Source organism: Rivibacter subsaxonicus (assembly GCF_004217215.1).
GTDB classification, from domain to species: domain Bacteria; phylum Pseudomonadota; class Gammaproteobacteria; order Burkholderiales; family Burkholderiaceae_C; genus Rivibacter; species Rivibacter subsaxonicus.
This window is the reverse complement of sequence record NZ_SHKP01000004.1, coordinates 1,053,360-1,070,406: the sequence shown is the minus strand read 5'-3', so window position 1 is coordinate 1,070,406 and position 17,047 is coordinate 1,053,360. Positions and strand designations below refer to the sequence as shown.

Genomic DNA, 17,047 nt, shown 5'->3' with positions numbered 1-17,047 from the left:
CCGGCTCAGCCGGGGAACGAGGCAAAGGGACCCTTGGGTTCCTGCCCCGGCGGCAGGTAGGCCGGCGCCGGCTGGCCGGCTGGGCCGAGCGCACGCACGTAGTGGTAGATCGCGCGCAGGTCGGCGTCGGACATCGCGTGCAGGTTGAACCACGGCATCGGCGGCCGCGGCTGGAAGCTGCGCGCGGTGCGCAGCCACGAAGCCTCGTTGTGCTGCTGCATGTAGAGCCGCAGGTTGCTGGGGTAGGTCGTGCCCCAGGGCCCGCGCCAGCCGAAGCTGTCCCCGGTGAGCCACAGCTTCTCGTCGACCTTGCCGGCGTTGGCGAGGTAGCCCGGCGTGTGGCAGTCGTTGCAGCCGGTGATCCGCACCAGGTAGCGCCCGTGATCGACCAGGGCCTGGCGCTCGGCGCTCGCGCCCTTGGCCGACGCCGTCTGCTGCGCCAGTGCCGGTGGCGGTGTCAGGCCTTCGGCGACCAGCACGACCCAGGGGGCAGCCTGCACCAGCAGGACCGCGGTGGCGCCGAGACCGCGTCGGATGAAGTTCATGGTGCTCTCCAGGTGATGCGTTGAGGGACGCCTTCAGTCTGGTCGCTGCCGGTTCGGCCGCCATCGGCCGCATGGGCCATCGCGAAGAGCCATCGGGGATGGCCGCGTCCGCCGACCGATGGCTCTTCGGCGTGGCTCCTGCGGCCGATGCCGCATCGCGCCGCGTTGCCGAGACTGCTTGCCAGGCACCGCGAATCCCAGCCGCAGCGCCCCGCTCCCCCACCCACGAACCCGAGAGCCCACACCATGGAACTGACCGCCACCGCTCCCGTCGCCAGCGCGAGCCGCCACGCGCGCCACGACACGTACCGCAACATCCACAAGGCGCTGCGCGCGCTGATGTTCGACACGCTGGCCCGCATCGGCCGCGTCGACATCGAGGACAGGGAGGATCTCGACGCCACGCTGGCGCGCCTCGACCGCCTGCTGGCGCACCTGCGCAGCCATGTGGCGCACGAGAACGAGTTCATCCACGCGGCCATCGAAGCGCGCCGACCCAGCGCGGCGCAGACCACGGCCGGCCAGCACGTCGAGCACCTGGCCAGCATCGCGGCGCTGGCCGACGAGGCGCAGGCGCTGCGCGCCGCCGCCGTCGACCAGCGGCCACCGCTCGCGCTGCGCCTGTACCGCCACCTGGCGCTCTTCATCGCCGAGAACCTCGAGCACATGCACTTCGAGGAAACGACCAACAACGCCACCCTGTGGGCGCTCTACAGCGACGCCGAACTCGACGAGATCCACGGACGGCTGGTCGCCCACCTCGACCCGCGCATCCTGACCGAGGTGCTCGGCTGGATGGCAGCCGCGCTCAACCCCCAGGAACTGGCCGAGTTGGTGATCGGGATGCAGCGCGAGGCGCCGCCCGAGGCGATGCGCGCGGCGCTGGCCGAGATCCGCCCGCGCCTGGACGAGCGTTGCTGGGCCCGGCTCGCGCGCGCCATCGGCCTGCCGCCGGCGCCCGGCCTGGTCGAGGCCTGAACCCTTCCCGCACTCTCGAACCGAACGGAGATCGCCCCATGAACAGCCGCCCCACCCTCCATCCCTCCGTGCTGCTGCCGCTGCTGGCCCTGCTGCTCGCCGCCCAGCCGCTGCTGGCCGGCGAACGCTGCACCGACATGCCAACGAGCGGCAGCAAGCCCGCCGCCGCGCAACGCGCCAAGGCAGCGCCCGCGCCGAAGGCCGACACGGTCGACCCGACCGTGGTGCTCGACGTCAACCACCCGCAGTTTGCCGAGCGCATGGTCGAGCACTACCGGCGCTGGGTCGCCGAGCAGGACGCCGCCGCGCGACCGGCCGAACTGGCGGCGCGCTAGCCAGGCGCTCAGCCGGCCGCGTCGAAGGCAGTGCGCACCCAGCCGAGCAACTCGGCGTCGATCTCGGCCGCGCTCGACAGCCGCACGCTGTACTGGCACATGCCGCCGGCCGGCAGCGACTTGAGCCGCGCCGCCGCCGGCAGTTCCTTCGCGTTGAGGCCGAGCTCGAGCTGCTCCTTGGTGGCCGGCCCGAGCATCGCGAACTGCTTCTTGCGGCGCAGGCTGATGTAGCTCTTCTTCGGCGCCTTCTCGTGCGGGCCGAGCTTGTCGATCTCGGCGCTCAACTGCTCGTGCAGCGCACGCAGGTGGGCCTTGGGTCCGGCGTAGATGGCGGCCAGCGGGTCGGCACCGGCCGTCGCCGGCGCCTCGGCCTGCGCTTTGGCCAGCAGCGCGACGGTGTTCGCGTCGCCGTAGCCGAGGCCGAGGCGCTGCATCAGCATGCTTCGCTGCTCGCCGATCTTGGCCAGGCCGCTGGCCTGGATCAGCCGGCACAGGGCCTCGAAGCTCTGGCCGGTTCGCGCCTCGATGTTGCGCAACTGGGTGGCGGTGGCGGCTTGCGGATCGGCCATGGTCGTCTCCTCGTGGTGGTCGGGATCACAGGGGCCAGTGTTCGCTGCGGGTGCGCCCCGGCAGCACGAACTCGAGCCAGTCGAAGGCGATGTACATCAAGCGCGTTGCCAGCGGTGGACGGCCGCGCTCGGCGATCGCCTTCAGGTTGCGCAGGATCGTGTCGCCGCCCTGCTGCATGCTCTTGGCGGTGCGGGTGCCGGCCGGCATGCCGCTCACGCGCAGCGTGACCTGAACGCCGCCAGCCACCGGCTTGAGGTCGTAGGCCACTTGGCAGACCGGGTCGTCGTACTGCGTGAAGCGGTGGCTGTGGACGAAGCGGCGCGGCGGATCGAACTCGAGCACCTCGCCGACCACCATCACGTGCTTTCCGCTGCCGGTGCGCATCTGCATGGCTGCACCAGGAACCAGACCTGTGGTGTGCAACCAGGCGTTGAACACCGCGCCCTGGGCCTCGTCGGTCTTGGTCAGCTCGCGCCAGACGCGCTGCAGGTCGGCCTCGATGACGATGCGGAAGATCGCGTCCGCGGAGGTCATGTGCTCAGCCATGGCGGCGTCCTTTCTTGGGCGGGGTCGGAAGGCGGGTCACTTCGGCGCCCTCGGCGCTGAACTTGAGCTGCGTCAGGCGCGCGGCCCAGTAGGCGCTGAACTCGGTGGTCCAGCGCTGGTGGATCCACTGGATCGGCGTCGGGTTGAACCACAGCAGCCGCTCGCGGCCCGAACGCTCGGCAATCACCAGGTCGGCCGCCTCGAGCGTCGTGAGGTGCTTCATCACCGCGAAGCGGCCGATCTCGTTGTCGAAATGCTCGCAGACGCGGTTGACGTTGCAGCCGGGCTCGCGCTTGAGCACGTCGAGGATGCGCCGGCGCGGCTCCGAAGCGAGCGCGAAGAACAGCGCATCGAGCTGGTCGGCATCGGGGGCTGGATCGCGTCTCATATGTGACCATATAGTCACCTATAACACCCAGCATGTCAAGCCGGACCCTGCGTTCGGTGGGGCTCGTTCAGCGCCGCTTCGGCCTCGGCGGCGCAGCCGGCGCTGGCTCGAGGGCCGCCAGCGCATCGAGCAGCGCGCGCACGCGCGCCGGCACCATGCGGTTGCCCGGCATCACGGCGTGGATCGGCATCGGCGGCGGGCGCTGCGGCGCCAGCACTTCGACCAGGCGGCCGGTGGCAATCTCGTCGATGCACATGTTGTCCGGCACCTGGGCCAGGCCGAGCCCGAGGACGGCCGCCTGCACCATCGCCTCGCCGTCGTTGAAGCGCAGGCCCTGCGCCGGCTGCAGTGCCACGGGGCGGCCGTTGGCAACGAACTGCTGCGGCCGGTCGCGGCCACTGCCGGGCATGCGAAAGAGGATGTGCCGATGCCCGGCCAGTGCCTCCAGCGTGCGCGGCGTGCCGTGGCGCCGCAGGTACGAAGGTGCTGCCACCATCAGCAGTTGTTGGCTCGCGAAGCGGCGCGCGACCAGCGTCGAGTCGTGCAGTTCGCCGACGCGGATGGCGACGTCGATGCTGTCCTTGACCAGGTCGACGTAGGCATCCGACAGGCGCGCGTCGAGCTCCAGCCCCGGGTGCTGCTGCAGCAGCCGCGCCAGCAGCGGCAGCATCACGCGCCGGCCGAAGACGATCGGCATGTCGATGCGCAGCGTGCCGCTCGGCGCGGCGCGGGCGCCGGCCGCCTCCGACTGCAGTTCCTCGAGTTCGGCCAGCACCCGCTGGCAGCGCTGGAACAGCCGCTCGCCATCGACCGTGAGGCTGACCTGGCGCGTGGTGCGATGAAACAGCCGCAAGCCGAGCGAGGCCTCGAGGCGTGCCACCGCCTTGGCCAGCGTCGACGGCGAGGTTCCCATCTCGCGCGCCGCGGCCGCGAAGCCGCCGCGCTTGGCGGTCTCGGAGAAGGCCAGCAAGGGCTGTAGTCCGTGCATCGCGGTGACCCTCATTGAAGAAGAATGTTCTTCAATCTTAGGCCATACACCCCTCTTCTCCGGGCTCGGATCGCTGGCAATACTGGCACTGCCCGAGCCGCCGCGGGCAATGCCAGTTCATCGTTCATCCACCGACTTCATTGCAGGAGATCCGCATGTACGTCCACACGCAAGCCGCACCGCGCGCCGCCGCCATCCCGGGCATCGCCCACGCCACCTGGGCCGGCCGCGACGAGGGGCTGCAGCAACTCTCGCTCTGGCGCCAGACGCTGGCGCCGGGCGCCTGCACGCCACCGCACCACCACGACTGCGACGAGGTAGTTCTCTGCCAGGCCGGCTGGGGCGAACTCCACGTCGACGGCCAGGTGCAGCGCTTCGGCGCCGACAGCCTGGTCGTGCTGCCGCGCGGTCGCCCGCACCAGCTGTTCAACGTCGGCCCGATGGCGCTCGAGATCATCGGCATCTTCGGTGCCTCGCCGGTCGGCACCTTTGCGCCCGACGGCGAGGCCCTGGCACTGCCCTGGCGCAGCTAGGGAGCGGCGCGCGGATTGGTACGGGTTGTGCATGCCGCGCCGGCATGCCGACCCGCCGCCGCAGGAGTGCCTCATGTTGGACAAGACCACCACCACGTTCTCGCACGTCAAGCCCGCCGACACCGACTGGCGCAGCGACGGACTGCGCGATTTCTTCCTCTACCGCGACCTCGGGGTCGCCGCCGCCACCTCGGGGCGCGTCATCGCGCACCTCGTCAAGGCCAACATGGCCCCAGAAAAGGGCACCGGCTGGCACCGACACGAGGCGGAATTCCAGATCGTGTTCATGACCAAGGGCTGGGCGAAGTTCATGTACGGCGACCAGGAGACCCTGGTCGAGGCCGGCGACTGCGTGCACCAGCGCCCCGGCATCGTGCATTACCTGTTCGACTACTCGCCGGACATGGAGTACCTCGAGATCGTCGGGCCGGCCGATTTCAAGTCGATCGACATGCCGGCACCGTGTGAGGTGCCGACGCCGACATCGTGGAAATAGCGCCGCTCTAGAAGTCCATGTCGAGCTCTTCGATGTCGTCGGGCTCGAGCTTCGCGGCGGCGACCCACTCCTTCATCTCTGGCATCGCCATGATGGTCTGGCAGTACTGGGCGCAGGGCTTGGGCAGCTTGACGTCGTAGGTGAGAAAGCGCGTGGCCACCGGCGCGAACATCGCGTCGGCCATGCCGCGCTGAGTGCCGAACAGGAACGGCCCGCCATAGGTGGCCAGGCACTCGGTCCAGATCTCGACGATGCGGTCGATGTCGGGCTGAGCGCCGGCCCAGACCTTGTGGTTGGGGAAGCGCGCCTTCAGGTTCATCGGCAGCGAGGAGCGCAGGTTGGCAAAGCCCGAGTTCATCTCGCCGCTGACCGAGCGGCAATGGGCACGCGCGATGCGATCGTCCGGCATCAGGCCGGCATCCGGGAAGATCTCGTCGAGGTACTGGGCGATCGCCAGCGTGTTCCAGACCGCGGCACCCTCGTGGCGCAGGCAGGGCACGCGGATCGACGGCGCCAGCAACAGCAGTTCCTTGCGCACCTCGGCGTCGTCGGGCGAGACCATCACCTCGTCGAACTCGAGGCCGGCAAAGCGTGCCATCAGCCAGCCGCGCAGCGACCACGAAGAGTAGTTCTTGCTGCTCAGCGTGAGGGTGGTGGCGGAGGCGCCGACCCTGGCCTTCTTCGCGGCGGGCTTCGGTCTTGGCTTGGCCAAGGCCTTGGCCGCCGGCTTTGGCTTTGCCTTCGTCGCGGGCTCGGCGGTCGCGGTCTTGGGCTTGGATCGGGGCGCGACGGCCATGGTCGGATCTCCTGCACGGGAGCGGCCCAGCAGAGATTGCAAGGGTTGTGCCACGGAGCGGAAACCGGCCTCGCTGGCGCGCTACTTGCAGCAAGCCATTGTCAAACACCGCTGACAGGAGAACTCATGATGTACCAGGCCTACCAGGCGCAATCGGATGCGATGTGGCCGGTCCGCACCTGGGCCCGGATGTCGGTGCCGGTGCTGAGGGACCCGCGCTTCGACGCCATCGCCGCCCACGCCCCCACACGCGAGACGGCCGCCGCCTTCGAAGTGCTGCAACTCGCCGAGGTCACCCACCGGCGCCCGCCCTGGCACATCGACAGCGTGGCGAGCAAGGGCGAGGAGGTCCCGGTGAGCGAGGAGGCCGTGCTCACCACGCCCTTTGCCACGCTGCTGCGCTTTCGCAAGGCGGGCGGCGCGCGCGAACCGAAGGTGCTGGTGGTGGCGCCGATGTCGGGCCACTTCGCCACGCTGCTGCGCGACACCGTCCGCACGCTGCTGCAGGACCACGACGTCTACGTCACCGACTGGCACAACGTGCGCGACGTGCCGCTGGCTGCCGGCCGCTTCGGCCTCGACGAGTACACCGAGCACCTGATCGACTTCCTCGCCGCGATGGGGCCTAACGCCAACGTGGTCGCGGTTTGCCAGCCCTGCGTCGCGGCGCTCGCCGCGGTGGCGCTGATGTCGGAGGACCAGCATCCCGCCACGCCGGCCAGCCTGACGCTGATGGCCGGGCCGATCGACTGCCGCATCAGCCCGACCGAGGTCAACAAGCTCGCCACCACCAAGCCGATCGAGTGGTTCGAGAAGAACCTGATCAGCCACGTGCCCTGGCGCCACGGTGGTGGCGGGCGGCGCGTCTACCCGGGCTTCGTGCAACTGTCGGCGTTCATGAGCATGAACAGGCAGCGCCACCTCGACGCCTTCAAGGAGTACTACCGGCACCTGGTCGACGGCGAGTTCGACAAGGCCGAGGTCACGCGCACCTTCTACGAGGAATACATGGCGGTGGCCGACCTCTCGGCCGACTTCTACCTGGAGACCGTGCGCCTGGTGTTCCAGGAGTACGCCCTGCCGCGCGGCGAGCTGCGCTTTCGCGGCCGCAAGGTCGACCCGGCGGCGATCCGCCGCACCGCGCTGCTCACCGTGGAGGGCGAGCGCGACGACATCTGCGCGATCGGCCAGACCCTGGCCGCGCAGGACCTCGCCAGCAGCCTGCGACCCTACATGCGCACCCACTACGTGCAGCCCAACGTCGGCCACTACGGCGTGTTCAGTGGCAGGCGCTGGCAGAACCACATCTACCCGTTGGTGCGGGACGTGATCCACATCTCCCAATGAGACCGGCCCCACGGCGTGCATGCACGCCGTGGGGCCGGTGGGCCGGCGCAGCTTTCTGCCGCGCTGGCGGGAGCTCGATGGCTCAGCAGCTGGCGGTGGCGCAGTGCTTGACGGCGCTGTTGAGGGCCAGGTTGACGCTCGGCTGGGCGTCGCGGTGAGCGACGATCTCCACGCGGTCGAGCATGACGGTCGGCGTGTCGGCCGAGGCCATGTCCGCCAGACCCGCGACCTGCAGCGTGCTCAGGGCAACGGCGGCAGCGGCGATGGCGGTGCGGGTGCTCAGCGAGGTCATGGCGGCGAGGGTCTGGGTGATCATGGTGTGCTCCTGCGGGGTTCTGTTGAAGGGCTGTCGTTGTTCGATGACTGAACTATCGGCGCCACCCTCGCGAGCCGCCTCCCGTTTGCGACGAAGCGCCGCCTGCGCGGGCTGAATTGCAGCCAGGCCGGAACGAGCCGACCCCGCCGGCCACCGGCCGCCGCTTCGAGCACGCCGCGCAGATCGCAGGCGCGGCGCGGCCGCCTCCTGAAACTTGGGGACGACAGAAGCCCCGACGAGGAATAGCGTCTGCACCCCGACACGCATGCGGGCAGGCGCGCGGGGTTTGGGCAGTCGTGAAGTGCATCGCCGCCAGACGGCAAGCGCCTCCACCCGCGCGTCCAGGCCCTAACCGGGGACGGCCATGAACGACGATCCGCAGTGCGACCTCGTGCTCGAGGGTGGCGTCACGAGCGCCGTGGTCTACGCCGGCTTCATCGCGCGGCTGGCGCGCTACTACCGCTTCGTGCGGCTGGGCGGCACTTCCTCGGGTTCGGTCGCGGCGGCGGCGGCAGCACTCGCCCAGCGCGCCAAGCTCGAGATCATCAAGAGCAAGCAGCAGGACCCGCAGGACTTGCGCTCGCCCGACATGCCATTCGACGAGCTAGGCAAGTTCGCCGACCAGATGGCCCAGCTCGGGCCGCGGCGGGAGACCCGGCTGTTCCACCTGTTCCAGCCGCAGGACGCGACCCGTCGCGGCCACCGCATCGTCATCGCCTGGCTGCGCCATCGCCAGCACGACTGGCTGGGCGAGGTGCTGGCAACGGCCGTGCTCGCCTTCCCGCTCGCGGCCCTGATCGGCGCCCTGCCGGGGCTGTGGTTCATCGCCACCCTCGTCTACACGCAGGCGATGATCCGCGCCTGGCCCTGGCACTGCTGGATCAGCCTGCTGCTCGGCATCGCGCTGCTGGTCGGGCTGGCGCTACTGGCGGCCGTGGCCTGGGCCGCGCTCAGCACGCTGCGTGGCCTGCACGGCAACTTCTTCGGGCTCTGCAACGGCATGCGCGGCGCCGGCTACGCCGACGACGGCAGCGCACTGACACCGGAGCTGCACAAGCTGTTCAACGAGTTGCTGGGCCGAAGACCAGACCAGAAGCCAGCGGTCTTCGGCGAGGTCTGGGGCGCCAACGCGAGCGGCAAGCGCGAAGTCGACCTGCAGATCGTCACCACGATCGTCAACATGCAGCGGCCGCTGCGCATTCCGGGCGCACCGGGTACCGAGCCGCTGGGCGGCTACTTCTACGATCCGCAGGAGTGGCAACAGCTGTTCCCGCAGCCGGTCATGGACTGGTTGCGCGACAGCAGCCGCCTGCCCCTCGGTCCGCCCGTGCATGCCGCGGCCGGCGGGGTGCGCGGCGTGCGGCTGCTGGCGTTGCCGCCGATGCGGGCGTTGCCGATCATCGTCGCGGTGCGCATGAGCGTGGCCTTCCCGGGCCTGCTGTCGGCGGTGCCGATGTACACGGTCGACGGCGAGCTCGGCCGCCGCACGGAGCCGCCGGGGCCAGGCGGCGAACCTGGCGAGACCTGGTTCCTCGCGCAGAAGGTCTGGTTCGCAGATGGCGGCATCACCAGCAACTGCCCGGTGCATCTCTTCGACGCCCCGCTGCCGCACCACCCGACCTTCGCGATCCGTCTCGGCGCGCTCGCCGATGGCGAGCGGCGTGTCTGGCTGCACGACGATCCGCAACCGCCGGCGCGCGTCGACCAGGCAAGGAAGAGCCGCGCGGGCCAACTGGTCACGTGGTTCGTCACCCGCATCGTGATGACCGCGGTCAACTGGCGCGACACCTTGCAGACCGAGCTTCCCGGCTACCGCGAGCGCATCGTCACCGTCAGGCTCAGGGACGACGAAGGCGGCCTCAACCTGACCATGCCGCCGCGGGCCATCCGCAGGCTGTCGCGGCTCGGGGTGGCGGCGGCGGAGCGCCTGCGCGACGCCTTCGCCGGGTCACGCGTCGATGGCCACGTCAACGCCTGGGACCGCCATCGCTGGATCCGGCTGCGCTCGACGCTGGCAGCCGCCCAGAGCTACCTGCGGGATCTGAACCGGCTCGACGACGCGCATCGAGACGCTTACCGCGCGCTGCTCGAGCAGCAGCCCTCGGCCGATCCGCGCCTGGCCGACGACGCGGCATCGGCCCATGTGCGCTCGCTGCTCGACGCGCTGGCGGCGCTCGAGCCGAAGCTTCCAGAAGCAGCGCCGGTGGCGAGTGGCCGCGGCAACGACCGGCCCTGGGAGCACCCGGCACCGCGCTACGGCACGCCGGAGCTCGGCAGCAACGAGCCCGCGCCCGCACCCCGGCTGCACATGACGGCGCCCTGGTAGCGGCGACCAGCAGCCCCCGGCACTGGACCACCGACAACCGATTGGAGGACCGATCGTGGCAACCCAACTCAGGACAACCGGACTGCAGGGCGTCACCGACCTCACCGTGCTGGCGCCGATCAAGCAGGGGCTCGTTCCGGACGCCTTCCGCAACGTCAGCTACGTCGAGCGCCTCAAGGTGGTTCTGGCGGCGATCAACGCCGTGCGCCAGGCGCTGCGCGAGTCGGCGCTGCAACCGAGCCCCTTTGCCGACCTGATCGGCAACTTCCGCGGCATCCATTTTTTCCGCTTCGCGGTGATCCCGCCCAGGACGCCCGGCACCGAGCACCAGCTGCTGCTCAACGTCACCTTCGACGGCGGCTGGGAGCCCTACATGCGCATCATCTGGGGGCCGCTGGGCACGCTGCTCGACCTGGTCTTCTGCCACTGCAAGGACTATCCGCTGGCCTGGTTCAACAGCTTCGACAGCTACATGGCCTGGGTCCGCGCCAACGAGGTCGAGAGCAACTTCTTCTTCAGCGACTCGGCGGCCACGGTGGCCGACACGCACTACCTGCGTCTGCTCGAGGAAAAGGTGCGCAGCGACGGCGGCGCGTCCGGCGCCGACCTCGCCGCCTGCGGCGTGGCACTGTCCGCGCGGCCGCCGGCGGCAATCCCGGGCGTCTACGCGGTCGGCAGCTCGTTGCGCGTGCTCAAGCTCTTCCATGACTTCAGGGAGCAGTTTCCGAACACCACCGACCCCTCGACCCGCCCGCCGTCGCCGCAGGACGCACTGCTGCTGCGCTTCACGCAAGACCTGCTGCGCGACCTGCACCAGTGGAATGCCCAGGGCCTGTTCGATCCCGGCCGGCCTTTCGACCAGATCGGCGCGGTCTTCCGACTGGAGCGCCAGTGGCTGATGCTGCCCACGGCGCCGCGCACGCAGGAGCCGGAACGCCGGCCGGTGCTCGATCGCGGCGATATCCAGGTCGGCATCGATGCGCCCTACCCCGATGGCAGCTACCACGGCGTGCTGGTGCTGCTGCGCATCACCGCTCCCGCCGCGGCGCGAACCTGGCTCCGCGCCTTCATCACCACAACCACCAGCGCGGCCGCAGCGGCCGCCATGCCCCCACCCGCGATCTGCCGCAGCATCGCGATCACCTATGCCGGTCTGCAGCGCTTCGGCGTACCGCAACCGACGCTCGACCTGCTGCCGCGCGAGTTCCGCGAGGGCATGGAGGTGCGTGCCGGCATCCTTGGCGACCTGCGCGCCAACCATCCGGACGCCTGGCGGCGACCACGTCGCAACTGGCCACAAGTGGCGCCGCCGGTGCCACCGGCAGCGGCACCGCCGCCGCCAGCGCTCGAGCTGTCAACCGTGCACCTGCTGGTGCAATTGCGCACCGACCAGTTGCCCGGCTTCCCCGGACCCGGCGGTCTGTCGATCCCGCCCAACCTGGTGCCGGAGATCGATGCGCTGGGCGCTGCCGGCACCGGCCTGGACGTGCTGTTCGTGCAGCCGATGAAGAGCCGGGCGCCGCGGCCGGGCGAGCCGGCCGCGCCCGACGCCTTCGGCTTTGCCGACGGCATCAGCCAGCCCACGCTGAAGCCGGAGCTGCCGCCGCGCGCCTACTGGAGCGACCAGGTCAGGACCGGCGACCTGTTCCTCGGCTACGGCAACAGCCGCGACGACGGCCCGCTGCCCGTCGGCGACGTGCGCAACGCCCTGCTCGACAACGGCAGCTTCCTCGTCGTGCGCAAGCTGCGCCAGCATCCGCAGCGCCTGGACGCACTGGTGGCCGCGGCCGCCGCGCGCCTGCGCCCCAACGACCCGCCGGCAGCGCAGGCCGCCTTTGGCGAGGTGATCAGGTCCAAGCTGGTCGGCAGGCGCAGCGACGGCACGCCGCTGGTCGCGCCACCGGGTGGCGGCTACAACGACTTCGACTACCGCAACGATGCGCGCGGCGCGCAGTGCCCGTTCCAGGCCCACATCCGGCGCGCCAATCCGCGCGAGCGGCTGCCCTTGAAGCTGCCGGCGCGCATCGCGCGCCGCGGCATGTCCTACCAGGACGGCGCCGAGCAGGGGCTCATCTTCATGGCCTACAACGCCAGCATCGCCGAACAGTTCGAGGTGATCCAGCGTTGGCTCAGCGGCGCCAACAGCAGCGGCCTGTCCTCCGAGCAGAGCGACCCGCTGCTCGGCGTGCCCGAGGCCGGCCGGCGTCGGATCTATCGCTTCGAGCACGCGGGCGAGGTGATGCGCGTCGATCTCGGCGCCGATCCGCTGGTCACGCTGGAGTGGGGGCTGTATGCCTTCGCGCCCTCGCTGACGGCCTTGAAGGAGATCGAGAGCGGCACCATCCTGAGTCCGGCGTTGCCCAAGGGACCGGCGCCACCGCCGCCGGCGGCCGATCCGATGGTCGCCATGCTCGACGACGAGGACCCGCTGGTTCGCGCGCGTGCCTGGACCGAGGTCCGGACCTCGCACGGCGGCCTGCATCACCTGCCGGGCTACGGCCTGCTGGTGGGCGACAAGGGGCGCGTGCTGGCCACGCTGAAGGACAAGGGCAACAACTTCTCGGCCGTGGGCTATGGCGATCGGATGGAAAGCACGATCGGGCGCGGCTTTCTCGGCATGGACGACGTCGGCCAGCATGCCGGCCATGCGGTGGAGGCACCCGGCGTCAACGCGGCACTCGAGTCGATCAATGAGGCCGCCGCCTTCGACCTGGCCTTCAAGCGCACGCAGACCCGGCTGAACGAACTCTGGGCAGGGGCCGTGGCCTTTGGTGGCAGCGAGGCGCAGGTCAATCTGGTCGAGCTCTCACGCACGGTGATCGCAAGGCTGTGCAGCGACTGGTTCGGCCTGCCCGATGCCGCCGCGGCGCTGATGGTGGCGGCCCCGCCCGCGCAGGACGCGGTGCTCGACAACGTCGCGCGCTGCCCCGCGCACCTGCTGGCGGTCTCGCGCTATGTCTTCTCGCCACGGCCCGCCAACACCGTGAAGAATCGGGCGCTCGCGCAGGGGCCGCTGGTCAAGAAGGCCGTGCTGAACATGCTGCAGCAGTTCGACATGGGCATCGGCAACCCGACCCCGCTCGTCGCGGCCATCCGGGCGGCGCTCGGCAGCGATCTCGAACGGCAGGCCAGCACGATCGGCGGCGCGATGCTCGGCTTCGCGCCCACGGTCATCGCCAACCTGGTGCCGGTCCTGTTCGTCTGGACCGAAAGCCGCGCGCTGTGGACGCTGCAGCAGACCCTGCTGTCCGCCGCGCCGGCGGTTTCCTACGTCAGCGCCGACGCGGTGCTGCGCTCCGCGCTGCTGTCGACGATGGTGCTGGCGCCCTCGCCCAACGCCGTCTGGCGCACCGCGATGCAGGCCGGTGCGCTGGGTGTCGCGGGCTGCCCGGTCCGCGAAACCGTGGTGCTGGGCCTGTCCTCGGCGCTCCAGGACGGCGGCGATCCGGTCCTGCTGTTCGGCGGCTCGCGCGCGCCCAACCACCCGGCTCACACCCTGCATGCCTGCCCGGGCTACAAGATGGCGGTCGGTGTGATGCTCGGCTGCGCCGCTGCGCTGATGGCCGCCGGTTCGCTCAGGGCCACGCCGGACCGGCGCGTGCTGATGCTGTCGAAGCTCTAGGTGCTCGAGCGCAGCCGCTCGGCCTGCTGCGCGTGCCAGTTCATGCCGAGGGCCAGGCACTCGGCGCGCGCCGCTTCGAGCAGCGGGCCGGCGCGCTCGGACTGGCCGAGCGCGAGCGCCACCTCGGCCTCGCACAGCAGGTTGACCGCATGTTCATGCGCCGACCCGCGCGCACTCGCCACGCGGCGCGCCCGCGCCAGCCAGCGCTCGGCGCGTATCGCGTCAGCGGCCTTCGATTCGAGCCGGGCCATCGCCCGACAGGCCATCGCCACGCCCAGCAGGTCATCCTGGCGCCAGCGCCGCAGCGCCTGTGCGGCTTGCAGGCGCGCCTCGCGCCTGCGGCCGCTGCCGGCCAGGATGTCGCTCAGCCAGCCGTGGTTGAACGAACTGAACAGCGTGACGCCGCGCGGCACCAGCCAGTCGGTGGCGTGCTTGAGTTCTGCCAGCACCTCGGGGCGGGGATCCAGCATCCAGCGGGCATAGGCGCCCGCCGCGCGCCCCATCGACAGCGTGAACAGGCTGCGCACGCGTTCGCCGATGCGGCAGGCCTCGTCCGCGCTCTCGCTGGCCGCCTGCCACTCGCCCTGCCAGAGCAGCGCCGCGGCACGCAGGCCGTGGATCGAGGCGAGCACCGCGTGGCCGGTGCCCTGCACCACCTCGAGCGCCTCGTCGAAGCAGACCTTGGCCGAGGCGAAGTCGCCACGGTCGGCCAGGATCGCGCCCTTGGACGCCAGCGTGTAGCCCAGGCCCACGGCCTGCGCCGGTCCACCGGGATGGGCGCGGCTGATGGCGATCGCCTCGTCGAGCAGGATCAGCGCGGCGTCGTATTGCGCGGCCGCCGCCTTGACCTGGCCCAGCGTGGCGCGCACCTGCACCCCGAGGCGCGCATCGCCGGCCGCGGCGGCGGCGGCCATGGCCAGCTCCAGTTGCTGCATCGCGCTGCGCGCGTCGCCGAGCGAGTAGTGCACATAGCCCAGCCAGTAGGTTGCACGGGCGAGCGTCGCGCCATCGCCGCTGGCTCGCGCCAACGCGACCGCGCGCGTGAACAGCGGCAGGTCGCTGCGCGCCGGATTGAACACGCTGGCCAGCGCCAGACGCTGCGAGATCGAGTTCCAGCGCGGGGCCAGCTCCGCCGAAGGCTCGCAGCGGTCGAGTGCCGCCAGCGCCACCCGGTAGCGGGCCTGCGCGCGGTCCAGCGCCGAGGCGGCGAGCGCCTTGTCGCCGGCCTGCTCGGCAAAGCGCGCCGCCTGCTCGACCACGCCCGCGGCGTCGAAGTGGTAGGCCAGCGCCTCGCAGTGGTCTTCGCCGGGCGTGACGGCACTGCCCTGCTCGAGCAGCGTCTGCGCGATGCGCAGGTGCAGGGCCTTGCGCTGGTGCAGTCCCACCGCCTCGTAGATGGCATCGCGCGCGAGGGCGTGCTTGAAGCGCAGCGTTCCGGGCTGCTCGCCCGGGAACAGCAGGTCGAGCTGGGCCAGCTGGCGCACCGAGGCATGCTCGGCGGGCAGGCCGGTGATGGCCTCGAACAGCCAGACCGGCATCACGTTGCCGATGATGGCGGCGCTGCGCACCAGGGCCGCCTGGGCGTCGGGCAGGCGTGCCACGCGCGACTCGATCAGCACGTTGAGCCAGGCTGCGCCACGTTGCAGGCGGCCGCTGCGGCGCACCTCGGCGTCATCGACGGCGCAGTGGCAGAGTTCCTCGATGAAGAGCGGGCTGCCGCCGGCGTAGTAGCGGATCTGGTCGACCAGGAAGGGGTCGGCCCCGGGCAGCAGTTGCCCGATGTATTGCGCCGCCTCCGCACCGGTGAGCGGCTGCAGTTCGATGGCGTGCTCCGACGGCGGCATCGGCTGCTCGGCACGGGCCGTGCGCGTGGTGACCAGCGTGACGATGCCGTCGCCATCGAGCTGGTGGATGGCGGCCAGCGCCTGATGGGTGGCGTCGTCGGCCCACTGCCAGTCGTCGATGAACAGCACCTGCGGCTGTTGCCGCGCCAGCGCCGCCATCAGCTTGCGCAGCGCGCGCGGCGTGGCGTCGGGTGCCCCGGCGCGCCGCGGCCGCTCGGCCTCGGCCGGCTGATCGTCGATGGCGAGCACCTGCAGCAGCGGCGCGCGCAGGTTCCTGAGCTCCGGCGCGATGGCGACCAGGCGCTCCTCGACCTGCGCGGCGGCGGTCGCCATCGGCATGTCGGAGCTGAGGTCGAACAGGGTTCGCAGGATGTGGATCAGCGGCTGCAGCGGTCGGGTGCCGTGCTGGCTCTCGCAGTAGCCGCGGTGCACCCGGCAGCCCGCGTCCTCGCAACGACGCAGCCATTGTTCGGCCAGGCGCGTCTTGCCGAGTCCGGCCGCGGCCGACAGCGTGAGCGAGGCCGGGCGTCCCGCCAGCGCCGCCTGCAGGGCCGTCTCCAGGCGCTCCATCTCGGCCTGGCGGCCGACGAAGGGCAGCGTCCCGCGGGGCGCCAACGCCCTGAAGCGGCTCTCGCCCCCGGCTCGACTCAGGATGCTCAGCACCGCGACCGAACTCGACAGTCCCTGCAGGTCGAACAGCCGCCGCCCGCCGGTCACGAACAGTTGGCGCTCCGGCCCCAGCGTCTCGTCGCTGACCAGGATCTCGTCGGGCTGCGCCGCGTCCGAGAGCCGCGCCGCAACGTTCGGCGCATTGCCCATCAGCTCGAAGCGCCCGGACATCAGGTCGCCCTGCGCCAGCAGCACCAGGCCGGCGTGGATGCCGCTGTGCAGGCGCAGGGTTGCGCCGTCCGGCAGCGGCGGGTCGGGCCGGATCGCACGCACCGCGGCATGCAGTTCGAGCGCGGCCTCGGCGGCGCGCCGGCCGTCGTCCTCGAGCGCCTCGGGGTGGCCGAAGATCGCCAGCACGCCGTCGCCCTGGATCCGCACCACCGTGCCGCCATGCCTCGGGATGACGCTTCGGTAGGCCTCGCGCAGCTGGCCGATGATGTCGGCGTAGTGCTCGGCCTCGAGCGCCGCCGCCAGCTGGGTGGAGCCGCAAAGGTCCGAGAACAGCAGCGTCAGGAAGCGCCGCACGGCCGGTTGTGCGGGCGGCTCGGCAGGATCGATCGCGGCTGTCACCATCGTCGGCTCCGGTGCCGCGCGGCCTGCGGACGGGCCGCGCCCTGCTTGGCGGGAAGTCGGCACGGCGATCGTGCGGCCGGCCGCGTGTTCCTTCACGTCCGTTGTCATCGGTTACCACCCGGTGCAGCGCGCCGGTTTGTAGCCGGCGACATGTTAGTCCCATACTCGCATACGG

General features: G+C 71.0%; 15 protein-coding genes. 7 read left to right on the top strand and 8 right to left on the bottom strand.

Annotated features, from left to right (window positions below; all coding sequences use genetic code 11):
- Nucleotides 1-5: 5 nt before the first annotated feature.
- On the bottom strand, nucleotides 6-545 hold the full coding sequence (locus tag EV670_RS04980) for a hypothetical protein (RefSeq protein ID WP_207224997.1): 540 nt from the start codon (nucleotides 543-545) through the stop codon (nucleotides 6-8).
- A 246-nt stretch (nucleotides 546-791) separates the two neighbouring features.
- Here EV670_RS04980 and EV670_RS04975 point away from each other — a divergent pair, with 246 nt between their 5' ends.
- Nucleotides 792-1,523 (top strand): hemerythrin domain-containing protein, encoded by a 732-nt coding sequence (locus tag EV670_RS04975; RefSeq protein WP_130430672.1) that lies wholly within the window; start codon nucleotides 792-794, stop codon nucleotides 1,521-1,523.
- 38 nt (nucleotides 1,524-1,561) lie between these two features.
- Nucleotides 1,562-1,858, top strand: a complete 297-nt coding sequence (locus tag EV670_RS04970) for a hypothetical protein (protein ID WP_130430671.1) — start codon at nucleotides 1,562-1,564, stop codon at nucleotides 1,856-1,858.
- Between the two features lie 8 nt (nucleotides 1,859-1,866).
- Here EV670_RS04970 and EV670_RS04965 read toward each other — a convergent pair whose 3' ends face one another.
- The 4 genes from EV670_RS04965 to EV670_RS04950 form a co-directional block, all read right to left on the bottom strand.
- Entirely contained in the window at nucleotides 1,867-2,427 is a 561-nt protein-coding gene (locus EV670_RS04965; protein WP_130430670.1) for a DUF5655 domain-containing protein, read from the bottom strand.
- A gap of 25 nt (nucleotides 2,428-2,452) precedes the next feature.
- Entirely contained in the window at nucleotides 2,453-2,974 is a 522-nt protein-coding gene (locus tag EV670_RS04960; RefSeq protein WP_130430669.1) for an SRPBCC domain-containing protein, read from the bottom strand.
- Nucleotides 2,967-3,362 (bottom strand): ArsR/SmtB family transcription factor, encoded by a 396-nt coding sequence (locus tag EV670_RS04955; RefSeq protein ID WP_130430668.1) that lies wholly within the window; start codon nucleotides 3,360-3,362, stop codon nucleotides 2,967-2,969. Before EV670_RS04955 ends, EV670_RS04960 begins: the two co-directional genes overlap by 8 nt.
- 67 nt (nucleotides 3,363-3,429) lie before the next feature.
- On the bottom strand, nucleotides 3,430-4,350 hold the full coding sequence (locus EV670_RS04950) for a LysR family transcriptional regulator (RefSeq protein WP_130430667.1): 921 nt from the start codon (nucleotides 4,348-4,350) through the stop codon (nucleotides 3,430-3,432).
- Between the two features lie 155 nt (nucleotides 4,351-4,505).
- Here EV670_RS04950 and EV670_RS04945 point away from each other — a divergent pair, with 155 nt between their 5' ends.
- Nucleotides 4,506-4,883 carry a cupin domain-containing protein gene (locus EV670_RS04945; protein WP_130430666.1) on the top strand — a complete coding sequence of 126 codons (378 nt, stop codon included), beginning with the start codon at nucleotides 4,506-4,508 and terminating at the stop codon, nucleotides 4,881-4,883.
- Nucleotides 4,884-4,956: 73 nt separating this feature from the next.
- Nucleotides 4,957-5,379: a cupin domain-containing protein gene (locus EV670_RS04940; RefSeq protein WP_130430665.1), complete on the top strand. Its 423-nt coding sequence runs from the start codon at nucleotides 4,957-4,959 to the stop codon at nucleotides 5,377-5,379.
- A 7-nt stretch (nucleotides 5,380-5,386) separates the two neighbouring features.
- On the opposite strand, the gene EV670_RS04935 is transcribed toward EV670_RS04940, so the two are convergent.
- Nucleotides 5,387-6,175 (bottom strand): glutathione S-transferase family protein, encoded by a 789-nt coding sequence (locus EV670_RS04935; protein ID WP_130430664.1) that lies wholly within the window; start codon nucleotides 6,173-6,175, stop codon nucleotides 5,387-5,389.
- Nucleotides 6,176-6,301: 126 nt separating this feature from the next.
- Between EV670_RS04935 and EV670_RS04930 the strand changes: the two genes are divergently transcribed.
- Nucleotides 6,302-7,522, top strand: a complete 1,221-nt coding sequence (locus tag EV670_RS04930) for a polyhydroxyalkanoate depolymerase (RefSeq protein WP_130430663.1) — start codon at nucleotides 6,302-6,304, stop codon at nucleotides 7,520-7,522.
- A gap of 82 nt (nucleotides 7,523-7,604) precedes the next feature.
- On the opposite strand, the gene EV670_RS04925 is transcribed toward EV670_RS04930, so the two are convergent.
- Nucleotides 7,605-7,838 carry a hypothetical protein gene (locus tag EV670_RS04925; RefSeq protein ID WP_130430662.1) on the bottom strand — a complete coding sequence of 78 codons (234 nt, stop codon included), beginning with the start codon at nucleotides 7,836-7,838 and terminating at the stop codon, nucleotides 7,605-7,607.
- 364 nt (nucleotides 7,839-8,202) lie between these two features.
- Between EV670_RS04925 and EV670_RS04920 the strand changes: the two genes are divergently transcribed.
- Complete coding sequence (locus EV670_RS04920; RefSeq protein ID WP_130430661.1) at nucleotides 8,203-10,164, top strand: patatin-like phospholipase family protein; 1,962 nt, start codon at nucleotides 8,203-8,205, stop codon at nucleotides 10,162-10,164.
- Between the two features lie 55 nt (nucleotides 10,165-10,219).
- The gene (locus EV670_RS04915; RefSeq protein ID WP_130430660.1) at nucleotides 10,220-13,786 is read left to right on the top strand and encodes a Dyp-type peroxidase domain-containing protein; all 3,567 of its coding nucleotides are present in this window, start codon (nucleotides 10,220-10,222) and stop codon (nucleotides 13,784-13,786) included.
- Here EV670_RS04915 and EV670_RS04910 read toward each other — a convergent pair.
- Nucleotides 13,783-16,872 (bottom strand): ATP-binding protein, encoded by a 3,090-nt coding sequence (locus EV670_RS04910; RefSeq protein ID WP_165393239.1) that lies wholly within the window; start codon nucleotides 16,870-16,872, stop codon nucleotides 13,783-13,785. The genes EV670_RS04915 and EV670_RS04910 overlap by 4 nt on opposite strands.
- Nucleotides 16,873-17,047: the final 175 nt, after the last annotated feature.

Bases quoted from the DNA above. Each gene is read 5' to 3' on its own strand.
- EV670_RS04940 (WP_130430665.1), top strand. From the start codon at position 4,957: ATGTTGGACAAGACCACCACCACGTTCTCGCACGTCAAGCCCGCCGAC.
- EV670_RS04930 (WP_130430663.1), top strand. From the start codon at position 6,302: ATGATGTACCAGGCCTACCAGGCGCAATCGGATGCGATGTGGCCGGTC.
- EV670_RS04945 (WP_130430666.1), top strand. From the start codon at position 4,506: ATGTACGTCCACACGCAAGCCGCACCGCGCGCCGCCGCCATCCCGGGC.
- EV670_RS04980 (WP_207224997.1), bottom strand. From the start codon at position 545: ATGAACTTCATCCGACGCGGTCTCGGCGCCACCGCGGTCCTGCTGGTG.
- EV670_RS04975 (WP_130430672.1), top strand. From the start codon at position 792: ATGGAACTGACCGCCACCGCTCCCGTCGCCAGCGCGAGCCGCCACGCG.
- EV670_RS04920 (WP_130430661.1), top strand. From the start codon at position 8,203: ATGAACGACGATCCGCAGTGCGACCTCGTGCTCGAGGGTGGCGTCACG.
- EV670_RS04955 (WP_130430668.1), bottom strand. From the start codon at position 3,362: ATGAGACGCGATCCAGCCCCCGATGCCGACCAGCTCGATGCGCTGTTC.
- EV670_RS04960 (WP_130430669.1), bottom strand. From the start codon at position 2,974: ATGGCTGAGCACATGACCTCCGCGGACGCGATCTTCCGCATCGTCATC.
- EV670_RS04910 (WP_165393239.1), bottom strand. From the start codon at position 16,872: ATGGTGACAGCCGCGATCGATCCTGCCGAGCCGCCCGCACAACCGGCC.
- EV670_RS04965 (WP_130430670.1), bottom strand. From the start codon at position 2,427: ATGGCCGATCCGCAAGCCGCCACCGCCACCCAGTTGCGCAACATCGAG.
- EV670_RS04925 (WP_130430662.1), bottom strand. From the start codon at position 7,838: ATGATCACCCAGACCCTCGCCGCCATGACCTCGCTGAGCACCCGCACC.
- EV670_RS04950 (WP_130430667.1), bottom strand. From the start codon at position 4,350: ATGCACGGACTACAGCCCTTGCTGGCCTTCTCCGAGACCGCCAAGCGC.
- EV670_RS04935 (WP_130430664.1), bottom strand. From the start codon at position 6,175: ATGGCCGTCGCGCCCCGATCCAAGCCCAAGACCGCGACCGCCGAGCCC.
- EV670_RS04970 (WP_130430671.1), top strand. From the start codon at position 1,562: ATGAACAGCCGCCCCACCCTCCATCCCTCCGTGCTGCTGCCGCTGCTG.